Source organism: Micromonospora palythoicola, assembly GCF_036689795.1.
GTDB lineage: Bacteria > Actinomycetota > Actinomycetes > Mycobacteriales > Micromonosporaceae > Micromonospora > Micromonospora palythoicola.
On the sequence record NZ_JBAGKI010000022.1, the window covers coordinates 74,051 to 88,852 of the forward strand.

Annotated in this window: 14 protein-coding genes; 5 read left to right on the plus strand and 9 right to left on the minus strand. The window is 70.9% G+C overall.

Annotated features, from left to right (window positions below; all coding sequences use genetic code 11):
* Positions 1 to 55 precede the first annotated feature (55 nt).
* A complete protein-coding gene (locus tag V5O40_RS12905) occupies positions 56 to 1,147 on the plus strand; it encodes an ABC transporter ATP-binding protein (RefSeq protein WP_269738501.1) in 1,092 nt (363 codons plus the stop codon).
* Positions 1,148 to 1,215: 68 nt separating this feature from the next.
* On the opposite strand, the gene rlmB is transcribed toward V5O40_RS12905, so the two are convergent.
* Together rlmB and cysS are read right to left on the minus strand one after the other, a co-directional pair.
* A complete protein-coding gene (gene rlmB / locus V5O40_RS12910; RefSeq protein ID WP_332905650.1) occupies positions 1,216 to 2,337 on the minus strand; it encodes a 23S rRNA (guanosine(2251)-2'-O)-methyltransferase RlmB in 1,122 nt (373 codons plus the stop codon).
* Positions 2,337 to 3,752, minus strand: coding sequence for a cysteine--tRNA ligase (cysS, locus tag V5O40_RS12915; RefSeq protein WP_332905651.1), 1,416 nt, complete (start codon positions 3,750 to 3,752; stop codon positions 2,337 to 2,339). Before cysS ends, rlmB begins: the two co-directional genes overlap by 1 nt.
* A gap of 293 nt (positions 3,753 to 4,045) precedes the next feature.
* On the opposite strand from cysS, the gene V5O40_RS12920 reads away from it, so the two are divergent.
* Positions 4,046 to 4,654 carry an IclR family transcriptional regulator gene (locus V5O40_RS12920; RefSeq protein ID WP_332905663.1) on the plus strand — a complete coding sequence of 203 codons (609 nt, stop codon included), beginning with the start codon at positions 4,046 to 4,048 and terminating at the stop codon, positions 4,652 to 4,654.
* Between the two features lie 400 nt (positions 4,655 to 5,054).
* Positions 5,055 to 5,957 carry a hypothetical protein gene (locus tag V5O40_RS12925; RefSeq protein ID WP_332905652.1) on the plus strand — a complete coding sequence of 301 codons (903 nt, stop codon included), beginning with the start codon at positions 5,055 to 5,057 and terminating at the stop codon, positions 5,955 to 5,957.
* A gap of 56 nt (positions 5,958 to 6,013) precedes the next feature.
* Here the strand turns inward: V5O40_RS12925 and V5O40_RS12930 are convergent, their stop codons facing one another.
* Entirely contained in the window at positions 6,014 to 7,741 is a 1,728-nt protein-coding gene (locus tag V5O40_RS12930) for a S8 family peptidase (protein WP_332905653.1), read from the minus strand.
* Between the two features lie 35 nt (positions 7,742 to 7,776).
* A complete protein-coding gene (locus tag V5O40_RS12935; RefSeq protein ID WP_332905654.1) occupies positions 7,777 to 8,514 on the minus strand; it encodes an HAD family hydrolase in 738 nt (245 codons plus the stop codon).
* A gap of 195 nt (positions 8,515 to 8,709) precedes the next feature.
* Between V5O40_RS12935 and V5O40_RS12940 the strand changes: the two genes are divergently transcribed.
* Positions 8,710 to 9,639 carry an AfsR/SARP family transcriptional regulator gene (locus V5O40_RS12940; RefSeq protein ID WP_332905655.1) on the plus strand — a complete coding sequence of 310 codons (930 nt, stop codon included), beginning with the start codon at positions 8,710 to 8,712 and terminating at the stop codon, positions 9,637 to 9,639.
* Here V5O40_RS12940 and V5O40_RS12945 read toward each other — a convergent pair.
* Positions 9,601 to 11,241 carry a vanadium-dependent haloperoxidase gene (locus tag V5O40_RS12945; RefSeq protein ID WP_332905656.1) on the minus strand — a complete coding sequence of 547 codons (1,641 nt, stop codon included), beginning with the start codon at positions 11,239 to 11,241 and terminating at the stop codon, positions 9,601 to 9,603. The genes V5O40_RS12940 and V5O40_RS12945 overlap by 39 nt on opposite strands.
* Positions 11,242 to 11,434: 193 nt before the next feature.
* Positions 11,435 to 12,397: an EamA family transporter gene (locus tag V5O40_RS12950; protein ID WP_332905657.1), complete on the minus strand. Its 963-nt coding sequence runs from the start codon at positions 12,395 to 12,397 to the stop codon at positions 11,435 to 11,437.
* 83 nt (positions 12,398 to 12,480) lie between these two features.
* On the opposite strand from V5O40_RS12950, the gene V5O40_RS12955 reads away from it, so the two are divergent.
* Positions 12,481 to 13,026, plus strand: coding sequence for a CGNR zinc finger domain-containing protein (locus V5O40_RS12955; RefSeq protein ID WP_332905664.1), 546 nt, complete (start codon positions 12,481 to 12,483; stop codon positions 13,024 to 13,026).
* A 123-nt stretch (positions 13,027 to 13,149) separates the two neighbouring features.
* On the opposite strand, the gene V5O40_RS12960 is transcribed toward V5O40_RS12955, so the two are convergent.
* From V5O40_RS12960 to V5O40_RS12970, 3 genes are read right to left on the minus strand one after another with little or no spacing between them, the layout of a single operon-like run.
* Positions 13,150 to 13,545 (minus strand): pyridoxamine 5'-phosphate oxidase family protein, encoded by a 396-nt coding sequence (locus V5O40_RS12960; RefSeq protein ID WP_332905658.1) that lies wholly within the window; start codon positions 13,543 to 13,545, stop codon positions 13,150 to 13,152.
* Complete coding sequence (locus tag V5O40_RS12965) at positions 13,542 to 13,730, minus strand: DUF397 domain-containing protein (protein WP_332905659.1); 189 nt, start codon at positions 13,728 to 13,730, stop codon at positions 13,542 to 13,544. Before V5O40_RS12965 ends, V5O40_RS12960 begins: the two co-directional genes overlap by 4 nt.
* A complete protein-coding gene (locus tag V5O40_RS12970; RefSeq protein WP_332905660.1) occupies positions 13,721 to 14,533 on the minus strand; it encodes a helix-turn-helix domain-containing protein in 813 nt (270 codons plus the stop codon). Before V5O40_RS12970 ends, V5O40_RS12965 begins: the two co-directional genes overlap by 10 nt.
* Between the last annotated feature and the right edge of the window lie 269 nt (positions 14,534 to 14,802).

Sequence of the window (14,802 nt, forward strand, 5' to 3'; positions counted from 1 at the left end):
CTCCTTCACTCGGATCGTCCGGCACGTTCCTGCCGGTGAAAGGAAGCGCCCCCTCATGGCTACGGTCACCTACGCGAAGGCGTCCCGGATCTACCCGGGCACCGAACGCCCCGCGGTCAACCAGCTCGACCTCCAGATCGGCGACGGCGAGTTCCTCGTCCTGGTCGGTCCCTCCGGCTGTGGTAAGTCCACCAGCCTGCGCATGCTCGCCGGCCTGGAGGACGTCGACGACGGCGCGATCTACATCGACGACCGGGACGTCACCCACCTGCCGCCGAAGGCCCGCGACATCGCGATGGTCTTCCAGAACTACGCCCTCTACCCGCACATGACGGTGTACGAGAACATGGCGTTCGCGCTCAAGCTGCGCAAGACCTCCAAGTCCGAGATCGACCGGCGGGTCAAGGAGGCGGCGGCGCTGCTCCAGCTGGAGGAGTACCTCAGCCGCAAGCCGAAGGCGCTCTCCGGCGGTCAGCGCCAGCGGGTCGCGATGGGCCGGGCGATCGTCCGGGAGCCGCAGGTCTTCCTGATGGACGAGCCGCTGTCGAACCTCGACGCCAAGCTGCGGGTGCAGACCCGTACGCAGATCGCGTCGCTGCAGGCCAAGCTCGGCATCACCACCGTCTACGTCACCCACGACCAGGTCGAGGCCATGACCATGGGCCACCGGGTCGCGGTCATGCTCGACGGTGTGCTCCAGCAGGTCGACACCCCGCGGACGCTCTACGACACCCCGGCCAACGTCTTCGTCGCCGGCTTCATCGGCTCGCCCGCCATGAACATCAAGACCGTCCCGTTCAGCGAGCAGGGCGCGTCGTTCGCGGAGATGTCCGTGCCGCTGACCCGCGAGCAGGTCGAGGCGGCGAGCGCCGAGGGCGGCAACGGCAAGGTGACCGTGGGCTTCCGCCCGGAGGACTGCGACATCGTCAGCCCGACCGAGGGCGGCATGCCGGTCGTGGTCGAGCTGGTCGAGGACCTGGGCTCCGACGCCAACGTCTACGGCCACGCCGCGCTCGACGGCGCCTCCGAGCGGTTCGTGGTCCGCACCGACCGTCGGCAGATGCCGAAGCTCGGCGACACGATCTTCGTGAGGCCGCGTACCGGCCAGAGCCACGTCTTCCACTCCGCCACCGGGAAGCGCATCTGACGTAGCAACAGCGAAAAGGGGCGGTCCGCCGATGGCGGGCCGCCCCTTTCGCGTACGCTCCGCGGTTCTCAGCCCTCGACGGCCCGGCGGCGCGCCACCTCCGCCAGGGTGACCGCGGCGGCCACGCTGGCGTTCAGTGACTCCACCTCGGAGATCATCGGAATGCTGACGGTGAGGTCGCAGGTCTGCCCGACCAGGCGGGACAGTCCCCGTCCCTCCGAGCCGACCACCACGACCAGCGGGCCGACGGCGGCCTCCAGGTCGTACAGGTCCGTCTCCCCGTCGGCGTCCAGGCCGACCACCATGAACCCGGCGTCCTGGCAGGCCTTCAGCGACCGGGTGAGGTTGGTCACCTGGGCCACCGGCACCCGGGCCGCCGCGCCCGCGCTGGTCCGCCAGGCGGTCGCGGTGATGCCGGCCGCCCGCCGCTCGGGTACGAAGACGCCCTGCGCGCCGAACGCGGCGGCGGAGCGGATGACCGCGCCGAGGTTACGCGGATCGGTCACCCCGTCCAGCGCCACCAGCAGCGGTGCCGGCTGTTCCAGCGCGGCGGCGACCAGGTCCTCGAACGGCTCGTACGCGAACGGCGGCACCTGGAGACCGACGCCCTGGTGCAGCACGCCCCCGGTCATCCGGTCCAGCTCGGCCCGGCTGACCTCCAGGATCGCGATGCCCCGGTCGGCGGCGGTCCGGACGATCTCCTTGACCCGGTCGTCCATGTCGATGCCCAGCGCGGTGTAGAGCGCGGTCGCCGGCACCTGGGTACGCAGCGCCTCCAGTACCGGGTTGCGGCCCACCAACAGTTCCGGGGAGTCCTTCGCCGGGTTGGACTTGCGCCCCGGCGCGACCCGGGGGCCGCTCCGCCCGGCGGGCTGCTTACCGCGCGCCGGCTTGGCGTTGGCCGTGCCCCGGCCACCACCCTTGCCCCAGGTGGTGTCCTTGCTGCCGGGCTGGCCGATCTTCGGGGCCCGCCCCTCCTCGGCCGCCGCCCGGCGCTCCTTCTCCTGCTTCCACGCGGTGCGCTGCGGCAGCTTCTCGGTGCCGGAGTACGCCTTGTGCCAGGGACGCTCGTCGGCCGGCAACGTCCGGCCACGCCCGGCGAGGGAGTCCCGGTTCTTGCCGCCGGACCCCTTCGGGGCACTGGCCTTCGACGCCACCCGTCGACCACGGCGCTGCGAATTGCCGGCCATCAGTCCTGCTCTCCAATAGTCCAACGCGGCCCCTGTGGGGTGTCCTCGACCACCACTCCGGCCCGCTTGAGTTGATCCCGCAGCGCGTCGGCGGCGGCCCAGTCCTTGCGGACCCGGGCCTGCGCGCGCTGTTCCAGTGCCAGGGCGATCAGGGAGTCCACCACACCACGGAGGTCGCTCGCCCGGGCTCCGCCGGTCCAGGCCGGGTCGAGGGGGTCGACCCCGAGGATATCCAGCATCGCGCGCACGCTGGCGAGCGTGGTGCGCACGGTCACATCGTCCCCGCCGGCCAGCGCGTTGTTGCCGTCCCGCAGGACCTCGTGCAGCGCCGCCAGCGCGGCCGAGGTGTTCAGGTCGTCGTCCATGGCCGCGGCGAACGCGGCCGGCAACTCGCCGAGCGCACCCGCGCCGACCCGTTCCACGGCCCGCGTCACGAAGCCCTCGATCCGCCGGTACGCGACGGCAGCCTCGCGCAGCGCCTCCTCCGAGTAGTCGATCCGCGATCGGTAGTGCGCGGCCACGTAGTAGTAGCGCAGCTCGACCGGGCGCACCCCGAGGGTGGCGACGTAGTCGAGGTCGAGGGCGTTGCCCAGCGACTTGCCCATCTTCGCCCCGCCGATGCTGAGCAGCCCGTGATGCACCCAGTACCTGGCGAAGGGCAGGCCGGCGGCCTGGGACTGGGCCAACTCGTTCTCGTGGTGCGGGAAGGTCAGGTCGAGCCCGCCGCCGTGGATGTCGAACTCCGCGCCCAGATAGCGCCAGCACATCGCCGAGCACTCGATGTGCCAGCCGGGGCGGCCCTGCCCCCAGGGCGACGGCCAGTAGGCGTCCGCCGGCTCATCCGGCTTGGCGCCCTTCCAGAGCGCGAAGTCACGCGGGTCGCGCTTACCCCGATCCGGTGCGTCACCCGCGGATTGCATGTCGTCGGGCGACTGGTTGGACAACGCACCGTACGACGGCCACGAGCACACGTCGAAGTACACGTCGCCCGAGCCGTCGGTGGCCGGGTAGGCGTGCCCCCGCTCGATCAACCGCTCGATCAACCCGTGCATCTCGGGAATGTGACCGGTGGCGCGTGGCTCGTAGCTGGGTGGCAGCACGTTCAACGCCCGGTACGCCTCGGCGAGCTTCAACTCGTTGGCGTAGGCGATCGACCAGAAGGGGCGCTCCTGCTCCTGCGCCTTGACCAGGATCTTGTCGTCGATGTCGGTCACGTTGCGGATGAAGGTGACCTGGAGACCGGCCGCCGACAGCCAGCGACGCAACACGTCGTAGTTGACGCCGGAGCGAAGATGACCGATGTGCGGCGGTGCCTGGAGGGTGAGACCACACAGGTAGACCCCCACCTTGCCGGCTTCCCGCGGGACGAAGTCCCGCACCGATCGGGTGGCGGTGTCATACAGGCGTAGCGTCACCGTACAAGGGTAGCCGTCCGCTGTTGCCCGCTCGGCCCGAGCCTGGTAGCGCCCGGCCGCTGCGCGCCTGCCGATGCCGCCCCGCTGGCCGTACGCTGCTGTTCGTGAGCACTCCAGCGACACCCGGCCCGGCCCCCCGGCCGGCAGCGCCGGACGGCCTGGTGCCAGCCGGGTCGGTCCGAGGCCGATCGACGCCGGGCGGCTCGACGCCAAGCGGCTCGACGCCAAGCGGCTCGACGCCAAGCGGCTCGACGCCAGGTGGCTCGACGCCAGGCGGCGAGGCGTCGCAGACGCTGGATCGAGGGCTACGGCTGCTGCATCTGGTTGCGGACGCGCCGGGCGGGTTGACCGTCACGGAGGCCGCGAGCCGGTTGGGCATCGGTCGGGCCGCCGTCTACCGGCTGGTCGGGCCGCTGGCCGGGCACGGCATGCTGCGGCGTGACGCCGCCGGCCGGCTGCGCCTGGGCGCCGGGGTGCTGCACCTGGCCCGGCGGGCCCAACCGCTGCTCGCCGAGGGTGCGTTGCCCGCGCTGCGGCGGCTGGCCGAACAGGCCGGAGCCACCGCCCACCTCACGGTGGTGGAGGGCGGCGAGGGGGTCGCGCTGGCGGTGGTCGAGCCGAGTTGGACGTCGTTCCACGTCGCGTACCGGACCGGGGCCCGGCACCCGCTGGAGCGGGGCGCCGCCGGACGGGCGATCCTGGCCGGCCGGTCGGGTGCCCCCGGCCCGGTGAGCACCGCAGGTGAGCTGCAACCCGGCGCGTACGGGGTGGCCGCCCCGGTGCTCGGGGTACCCGGTCTGGAGGCGAGCGTCGGGGTGGTGGCCCTGGCCCCGCTGGACGCCGACGCCGTCGGCGCACAGGTGCTGGCCGCAGCCACCGCCATCGCCACCGCCCTGACCTGACCCACCGACCCCGCCCACGCGGCACGACCCCCCACCGCCCGCCGCGACCCCCGCCGCCCGGCACGATCCCGCACCGCCCGCCGCGGCTTGCCGCACCGCCCGCCGCGGCTTGCCGCACCGCCCGGCGCGGCTTGCCGCAAGTCGCGGCCAAACTCCGGCTTGAGACCCCGACTTGCCGCAAGTCGAGATGGAGCCACCCCGCACGGCCCACAACTCCCCCCCCCGCAGCGACATCCCTGCGGAGGCCCTGCTGCCCTGGCCGGCTCCGCGTGTCCGAACGTGGCCCTATAGCACACTCGGCGATGATCGGGGCAGTTGTCCACAGGGGACGGGCGGTGCGCTGTCCTTGGTTGTCCACAGGGGCTGCCGTGGCGGCACCAGGGCCCGCAGGCTCTCCTGCATGCCAGTTCGAGTACACCGACCCGGAGCCCTGGCGTGGCAGGTGTTCCGCGGCTCGGACGCCGTCGACCAGGGCCTGCTCACCGCGCACCAGCTACGCAGTTCCGCCTGGGCGCGACTACGGCGGGACATCTACGCCGATGCCCGGCTCGATCGCGATCACGAGCTGGCCTGCCGCGCCGTGGCGTTGCAACTGCCGGTCGTGGCGGCGTTCGCCGGCCCGTCGGCGGCGTACCTGCACGGCGTCGAGCATGCCGCGAGCTTTTCAGACAACGTGCACGTGCTCGTGCCGGCACCAGCCGGGCTGCACAGCCAACCCGGCCTGCAAGTCCACACGATGTCTGAGGAACCCTGGCTCCAGGGCATCGGCACGGGCACGCTCCGCCACACCGACCCGACCCGGGCAGCCTGGGAGAGCGCCGTCTGGCTGGAGCCGACCCGCGCGATCGCCATCATCGACACCCTGCTCGGCCGGCAACTCACCACCCGGGCAGCCCTCGCCCAGTTCGCGGCCCGAAACGACGGCCGTCCCGGGGTACGCCGGGCAAGCTGGCTGTTCGATCTGGCTGAGCCGGCGGCTCAGTCGCCGGCCGAGTCACACCTGCGCATCCGCCTGGTGCTGGCCGGTCTGTCTCGACCGGTGGTTCAGCATCCAGTGCTGGTGTCCGGCGGCCTGGTCCTGCATCCCGATCTCGCCTGGCCCGCCTTCCGGGTGGCGGTGGAGTACGACGGGCACTGGCATTCGGACCGCGAGCAGTTGCATCGGGACCGACAACGCCTGAACCGTCTTGTCGGTGCCGGTTGGCTGGTTCTGCACGTCACCAGTCGCCGTCTCCACCAGGACTTCCCGGGGATCGTCCGGGAAGTCAGCTTCGCACTGCGCGACCGGGGATGGCGCCGATGACAGCAGGTGGCCGGGCTGAGGTTCCAGCCCGGCCACCTGCCCTGATCAGAGACGTGCTATCGGCGCGGCTTGACCGTCACCGCCGCGTACGCGTCGACGATGCCGTACCCGTAGAAGCCGTTGAAGTTGAGCCCACCCGCGCAGAACGCGTCGTAGGTCTCGTCAAGGCCCTCGTCACGGTACTGCTGAAGCCTCGGCTGCGGGCAGGGACGCTCCGCAGCCGTCCGGTACAGGTGCTGCTCGACCAGGTCCGGGTGCATGCCGTAGCCGGCTCGGCCCTGCTGCTTGCCGTAGCGGCTGACGATCAGCGCGGCGACGCCCGACGCGTGCGGCGCCGCCATCGAGGTGCCCTGCAGGTAGCGGTAGTAGCCGCAGTCACCGTTGCTCTTGCAGTCCTTGAAGACCCGGTCCGCCACCCGCGCGTCGATGTTTCCGTCCGCGTCGACCATCGGGTCCGGGATCGTGGACGAGATCGGCTCCTGCTGGAGAACATGCTTGGGGTAGGCCGAGAGAATCCGGTTGGCCTGGGCGCCGAAGGTCGGCGTGCCGAAGCCGTCCAGCGAGAAACCGCCCGGCGCGGCCACCGAGATCTGCTCCGTGCCGTAGTTCGAGAAGTGCGCCTTGCGCTCCGACGGGCCGACGGAAGACACCCCGATCACATGCGGGCCCTCGACCGGCAGGTCCCAGCAGCTGTCATTGTCGATCTCCCGCGGATACGCCGGGATCGGCCCGTAGTCGGGGCTGGACGTGTCGGTCCGCGGCGCTCCGAGATCCTCGTGGTTGTTGCCCAGTGCGCCGACCAACGTGACGCCCCGGTTGTGCGCGAAGGTCAACGCTCGCTTCATCGCCTTGATGATGGCCCGCTGCTCGGCCTGGGCCTCCGGCGAGTCGGCCGGGTTGGCCCTGCAGTTGTAGAGCCACGGATCGACGTAGAAGGACATGTTCACCACGTCGAGGCCCGACTTGCCGGCGTGCACCAGCGACCTGACGACCGGCTCCAGGAAGAAGTACCCGGAGTCCTGCCCACCCTTGAGCTGGACGATCGAGACCTTGGGAGCGACACCCGACACTCCGATGCCGTTCGCCGCCGCGCCGATCGTGCCCGCGACGTGGGTGCCGTGTCCGTCGTCGTCGGTGCCCACCGGGTCGAGGCAGCTGGGTACCTCGCAGGGACCGTCGATGTCGGTCATGTCCGGCGCGAAGTTGCGGGACAGGCGCCAGTCGAAGTTCGGTGCGAGGTCCGGGTGACTGGCGTCGACGCCGGTGTCCAGCACCCCGACGAGCACTCGCCGGTCGCCGGGTTCGACCTTGCGGGAGTCGTCGGCCCGGATCATGTCCAGGCCCCACAGCTTCTCGTCGAGGGGGTCCATCTTCTTCCCCCGCGCCCGGCTCGTCGCGGAGCCACCAGCCTTGGCGGCGGAGGCACGGGCCGCGGCGGCCGGGGCCGGGCCTTCCTGCTCGACCGGGTCCGCCTTCGGCTTGCGGCCGATGGCCCGCTGCTCGGTGGCACCGACGAGTGTTCCGGCGGCGAGGACCTGCCGCGGGAAGTCGGCGCGATCGCTGACCACCCGGTAGATGCCGACCTCGTCGGCTCGGTCAACCACCGTGCCGCCCGCGGCGCGGATCGCAGCGAGCGCCGCGTCGGTCGAGACGCCGTCCTCGGCGACCACGGTGAAGGTCCGCAGGTCCGCCGGTTCGGCGCTGGCGGGCACTCCCAGACCTGTGACCGTGAGTGTCAGTGCCGTCGCGGTCGCGACGGCACCGACGGTGAAGCGCTTGCTCACCACATCGAATCCTCTCGTTGAGGGACGTGGCGTCATCAGACATCAATGCTTGAGGTTCCGCCAGAGCAGCGCCGGATAAACGGCGGAAGATCCGCTTCGCCGGAAAGATCAGCCAGCACGCTGGGCAGTTCGGTCATCGTGGTGACCACGGCATCCGGCACCACGTCCGCCGGCAACCGCTCGCCTCGGCGGTTCAGCCACACGGCCCGCAGGCCGGCCCGCTGTGCGCCGACCACGTCATGAGCCGGGTTGTCGCCGACGTGTACCACCTGCGCCGGGTCCGCTCCGGCGGCAGCACACACCGCCGCGTAGAAATCCGGGGCCGGTTTCTTCGGCACGCCGTCGCAGTGCGCGTACACCGCGAAGGCGAACTCGCCGACGAGGCCGCAGCGTTCGGCGCGGCTGTTGCCGTTGGTGGCGAAGCCCAGCGTCCAGCGTTGGCGCAGCGCGGCCAGCGCCGGCAGCGTGTCGGCGAACGGCCGGGTCAGCGCGAAGCGGCGAGCGAAGAAGAGCGCGCTGATCTCGTCGAGGTGGGCACCGAGCCCTGCCCGATCCAACGACCGGGCCAGCGCGGCCTTCCGGATCTCCCACACCGGTGCTGCGGCGTTCGCGCCGAGGGCCAGGTGCCAGTCCGACTCCAGGTCGGCGAGCGAGATCCGGGCCGCCGGGTTCAGTCTGCCCATCTCCTCGAGTACGGCGATCAGCCCACCGGTCACCGCGGGGCGCAGGTCGACCAGGGTCTCGTCGGCGTCGAACACCACAGTGGTCACCACCGGGGCATTGTCCCAGCCGCCCTTCGGCGCTGCCGCCCCCGGCCAGGGTTCACCGGCACGTACTGACTGAACGTGTCATTGCCACTGCATCATGCAACTTCTATGGTTGCAGCAGCTTGACGTTCTCCTCGACACGGGGGCTGGAGGACATGTGGGAGCTGTTCCCTTGGGATGCCCGGACGCCCGGGCGGCGTTGTGAAGATTCACCTGCTCGGCCCGCTCACCGTGCACGGCGAGGCGGGCACGAGACGGCCCGACGGCAAACGGGCACGGTCGCTGCTGGCACTGCTCCTGCTCCATGCCAACGCACTGGTTCCGGTGAACCAGATCGTGGACGAGGTCTGGGGTATGGACCCGCCACGGACGGTCCGTACCCAGGTGCACGGGCAGGTCTCGCTGCTGCGACGGTTCCTGCGGGGAGTACCCGGCGTCGAGCTGCACACGCTCGCGACCGGCTACCTGCTCCGGGCCGACGTGGCCGACATCGACGTCACCGAGTTCCGGCACCGGGCCCAACGAGGACGGGCCCTGGTCGCTCTCGGGCGGCCGCAGGCAGCGGCGGAGGCCTTCCGGGAGGCGCTTCGACTGCACGCCGGCCCCCCTCTCGGTGACGTCGACGCACCGTTCGTCCCGGCGGCGGTCGCCCGACTCGAGGAGGAACGGCTCACCGTGCTGACCGAGTTGATCGGGCTCGAGCTGCATGAGGGACGGCACCAGGAGCTGATCCCGAAGCTCACCGCACTTGTGGAGGAGCACCCGCTACGCGAGTCGATGTGGCGGCATCTGGTGGTGGCCCTGCACGGTGCCGGCCGACGCAGCGAGGCGATGGCGGCCTTTCACCGCGCCCGACTGCTCCTGCGCGAAGAGTTGGGGTTGGACCCAGGCGCGGAACTCACCTCCGCGTACCGGAACCTGCTCCACGCCGACCCGGTGACGGATGGGCAGGACGTCGACCTCTCGGACGCTCTGGTCCGGCTCAACGAGGTCGAGCAGGCGCTCGGGGACATCCGCCGGCTGCTGCTGGGGTGGGCGCCATCGGCGGCGCGGTCGAAGGATCCGACCACGCCGCCGATCACCCACCTCAGGTCAGACGGTGGAGCACCGAACCCCGAGATCGCGGCGTGAGCCGTCGCGGAGCAGCACCGTGAAGGTCCAGGTCCGCCCGGCACAGGATTTCGGCACCGAGACGGCGATCTCGTACCGGCCGTTCGCGAAGGTGACCGCGCCCGCCGTAGCGGGCTGTCCGTTCCAGGAGGCACCGACGACAGCCCCTGGATCGGTGACCGGAGCGCTGCCCGCGGTCAGCTTGAAGCCGACCGTGAAGGACGACGGCGCGGCGGCGTCCGGGATCGAGGTACCCACCTTCGCACCGTTTTCGTAGAAGCCGTCGAACGTGTAGGAGGCGGTCGGGCGAAGGACGCTGGCGGTGACGTGATTCGCCAGGGCGGTACCGGACGAGATTCCGCTGTCCGCGTCGAACTGGTAGTGGACGCCGAGCCAGATGCGACTGCGGGCGTTCTCCGTCGCCGCGGCGCTGAAGGTGGAGAAGTTGCGGACGACCCCGACCGCGTGCGGATCCTCGGTGGTGGCGGCGAACGAGAAGGCATCCGCGGCGAAGAAGCCCCTCATCGCCCCCGCCCACGCGGCGCCGAAGGTGGCGTGTCCGGACGTGTAGGCGGGGAACGCCGGAGAGAAGCGCACGTTGTTCCGGTCGGCCGACAGGGGCAGCCAGGCCGGGTCGGCGACCGTGTCGCTGCGAGCGTCCTCATTGGCCCGCTGGATCGCGGTCTCCGGCCGCCACAGGTCCACGTCCGTCTGGTACTTCGCGTCCCAGGCCACGATCGCCGCGTCTCCCATGGCGATGCCGACCAGACCGAAGAGCCGCGCGTTACCGGCCTGCGTGAGCTTGGCCGCCTTCGCGACGATCTGGGTGTGGGCGAACAACTGACCCGGCGGCTTGTAGGTACCGTCCAGGTCGTTGGCCCAGAACCAGGCGGCCTGCGTCTGGTCGTTGGTCCGGGTCGAGCTGTCGTAGCGGCCCAGTCCCTTCACCTCGTTGAGCTGATCCGCGTACGCCTGGCTCGCCAGCAGCGCCGCGTAGCTGGAGTGACCGGCCGGCGGGCCGGGCCGGAACTGGGTGTTCGAGGTCATGGCGAACGGCGTGACCAGTCCCCAACTCGGCGTGGCCGGCGCACCCGAGCCGGTGCGACGCCACTGTCCCGGAACGGTGCCGTCGGTATAGGTCGAGAAGTCCGGGGCACCGTCGTTGACGCGGAAACTGATCATCGCCTGGGCGCTGGCTGACCCGATACGCTGCCCGTCGGTTCGGGCGGGAGAGCTGGCGATGCCCTCCTGTGCCGCGACAAGGTCGGCGCTGAAGTTCCGCTGCGGATAGACGCTGCGCAGCACGTCGTACGCCGCGTAGTCGATCGCGGTGGCCAGATCCGGCGTCACGCCAGGCGTGGGAGTGACCTTGATCCGGTACTGCTGGCCCAGGCACCGGTCGGCACCGGTCGCACACAGCGCCGAGTTGGCGGCATCGTAGATCGCGGCGTGCACCATCGCGCCGGCCCTGGCCAGCGGCCCGGGTGCCCCGCCCTCCTGCCGGTAGGTCCGGAGCAGGACGTCGTTCCAGTAGAGGACGTGGTCGGCGGGTCCGGCGGCCGACGCGGGCACGGCGGGTGCCACCGCGGCGACGGTGCCGAGACTGACGGCCGTGAGCGCCATTGCGCTCCACCGGCGGGAGGACGTACGCAGCCAGCCCAATGAGACTCCTCGGTCAGCGAACTGATCGGCCGTGGCGATCCACGGTCACCGAGATCCTCGGTGGGGCGGCTACGGCACCACTACGCCGCCGCTACCGCACTACGGAAGATGCGGTAGCGGCCGGCGACGACACGTCGCGTGCGGAGCCGGGATGTCACCTGTCGACGGCCAGCAATGGTTCGCCGACCACGGGCGGCACGGCGGCTGCCCGCAGCTCGTCGAGGCGGACCAGCGCCACACCCGCGACGATCAGCAACCCGCCGAGCAGTTGCACGATCGTCGGCAGCTCGCCCAGGACCAGCCAGGCGATCAGGACCGCGAACATCACCTCGGTCAGCCCGACGAACGAGGCCAGTCGGGAACCGAGCACCCGCACCGCGGCGATCCCGGCCAGGTAGGCGACGACCGCGGCCACCAGCGTCAGACCGGCGATCGGCACCAGCCAACTGGTCCGCGTGCCGGCGAACTGCACGGTGTCGAAGGTGGCCCGCAGCGGCAGTGCGCCGGCCAGGCCGAGCAGCAGCAGCACGCCGGCACCGGCGGCCATCCCGCCGCTGGCCATGACCATGGACGGCAGGGCCGGGTCGACCCGGCCGGCGAGCACGAAGTACCCGGCCAGCCCGACCGCCGCGCCGAGTCCCCAGAGGACGCCGACCACGTCGAGCCGACCCGCCCCGGTCAGGTCCAGCACGAAGACCAGCCCGGCCACGGCGGCCACCGAACCGGCGACGGTCAGCCGCCGGGGGCGCTGCCCCTGCACCAGCCAGGTCCATCCGACGACGAGGACGATGCCGAGGTATTCCAGCAGCAGGGCGACGCCGACCGGCAGGTAACGCACGGCGTTGAAAAAGCACGCCTGGGCGACCGCCACCCCGAGTAGCCCGAAGACGCCGATCGAGGTGAGATTGCGGCGCAGCACCGACCATCGTCCCCGCAGCACGAGCACGGCCGGCACCATCAGGATCAGGGCGGCGATACCGACCCGGGCGATGACGACCGCCTCGGCCGACCAGCCGGCGTCGATCAGGGATCGGGCGAAGGTGCCTGAGGTGGCGAAGGTGATCGCGGAGAGCAGCGCGAGTGCGAGACCGGCACCCGCGGCGGGCGGTTGACGCATGGGGTTCTCCTTGGCACGACCGCCCGCCATGGGCAAAATAGATTATGCCGATGACGCTAGACGGGGCCACGACAGGAGTCAAGTTGCTTTTCGCCCATGACACCGAGTGTTCGCTGATCGCCGCCGCCGCGCTGGTGAACACCGCCGGCTCCGACGGCGAAGGCCTACCGGACGTCGCCGCCCTGGACGCCTTCTACACCAGCCACTCGTACAGCGGGCGGCACGAGCACACCGAGGCCGAGCTACGTGCGGTACGCGCGCTGCGCCCCCGCCTCCGCCGGATCTGGCACGCCGAGGTCGACGAGATCGTGTCGATCGTCAACGCCCTGCTCCGCGAGCACCGGGCGCTGCCCCAGCTCATCACGCACGACGCCGAGCCGTACCATCTGCACGCCGTACCCCGGGACGCCCCGCTGGCCACCCGGATCGCGGTCGAGGCGGCGATGGCGATCGCGGACGTGGTACGCGGTGGCGAGCTGCGCCGGCTGCGCATCTGCGAGCACCCCGACTGCGACAACGTGCTCGTCGACCTGTCCAAGAACCGATCCCGCCGGTTCTGCGAGGCCGGCTGCGGCAACCGGGCCGCCGTCAGCGCCTACCGGGCCCGCCGGGCCGCCGCCCGCACCTGAGCGCTGGTGTGCGGCAAGGCGGGCGCGAAGCGCCTGCCTTGCCGCGGCCGACTGTGGGTACATTTCTTGTCGCTGGAACGACAACAGATGTACCCACGTCTTCGTTCGAACGACCGACGCCGGTCAGCGGGCTCGACCGGCCATCAGCCAACGGGTCACCACGACCCGGAGCAGCACGTAGCGGCCGTCCGGGCCGTCCACCGTGACGTCCCAGCCGCCGTACCGGCGACGAAGCGCCTCGACCACCTCGGGTGGGAACGGCCGGCGGACGATGCTCGCCTCGCCCTCGGCGACGACCGGCGCATCCCCGTCGGGCAGCGCCAGCGACACCCGGGGATCGGCGGCGATGTTGCGGACCTTCCGGTTGCGCTCGCCGGTGCCGATCCACCACTCACCCTCGACGTAGTGGAACCAGACCGGCGTCAGGTGCGGCGACCCGTCCGGCCGCAGCGTGCAGATCCAGACGACCCGTTCCCGCGCCAGCCGCTCCAGCACCTCCGCGCCGGGCAGGGCGGTCACGTCCGGCGCGGCGGCGCCGCGACAAAGACCCGCCAGGTGTACGCGTCAAAGCTCAGCACCGGCCCCGCCGGATCCTTGCTGTCCCGCACCCCCACCACCCCAGGCAGGTTCGTCGCCACCTCGACACACTGGTCATTGGACCCGCTACGGCGGCTCTTTTGCCAGCGTGCGCCGGTCAACTCCATGATTCCGCCAGTTCCTTCAGCAGCTCGATCGATTCCTGCGGGGGCAACGCCACGGCGAGAGTAGCCTCCCAGGTCCGTTGCAGTCGCAGGAGATCTGCCGCCCCATCCAACTCCTGTCCGCCGATCTGTCCTCCGAGGAAGGCAACCTCCACACCGTCGGCCATGCTGGCGAGTATGAACGGGCCGTTCAGCCCCGGGTACTCCTCAGCCGACCTGGGCACGACCTGGATTCGGAGGTGGGGGTGTTCGACAGCGAGGCGGACCAGGTGTTGCACCTGCTCATGCATGACTTTTCGACCACCGACCTGCCGCCGCAAGACCGATTCGTCAAGCACTGCCGCTATCCGGGGTGTTTTTTCGACATAAAGCACCTCTTGGCTACTCATCCGGTCAACCAGCCGCCGCTCGATCTCGCCGGGATCCAGCAGCGGGTCGGACTCGAAGACCGCCCGTGCATACGCTTCTGTCTGCAGCAGGCCGGGCACGTGCAGCGGTTCGAACCAACGCAGGGCCCATGACTCCGCCATGATGGCGCGCCAGCCGCGTTGCCAGACCTGGGCTTTGTCGAGGGATACCAGCTCAGTGAGCATGCGACCGAAGATGCCTCCGGTGTCGAGGGCCTTGTCGAACTGTTCCAGGTACTTCGGGGTGGGTGGCTGCTGGCCCAGTTCCACCGCACTGACCATCGACGGCGAGTAGTTGACCGCCTTGGCCAGCTCCTCCTGACTCCAGCCTCGCCTGGCTCGCGCCCGACGTAGCTCCGAGACCAGGAACGCCGCCGCCGTCGTCTGCCCACCCGCCATGTCCAGCCGCCCTCCAGGAACCGGTCGATCGACTCCAGCGCCACGCCACCGGTAACCCGGCCCTTCCACAGTGGGCCTCGGACAGCGGGCACGAACACTTCCGACCGTAGTGGTGTTGTCAGCAGACTGTGAAGCGCGACGCTCGCCGCTCATCCCCCGAGTGCGGCGTCGAGGTGGGGCCCCCCCCGACCCCCGCCCGGCGGGGCCCCCCCCCGGGGGGTGAAGCCACCCACCAACCACCACACGGAAGGGGGGCCCATTGCCCGCCC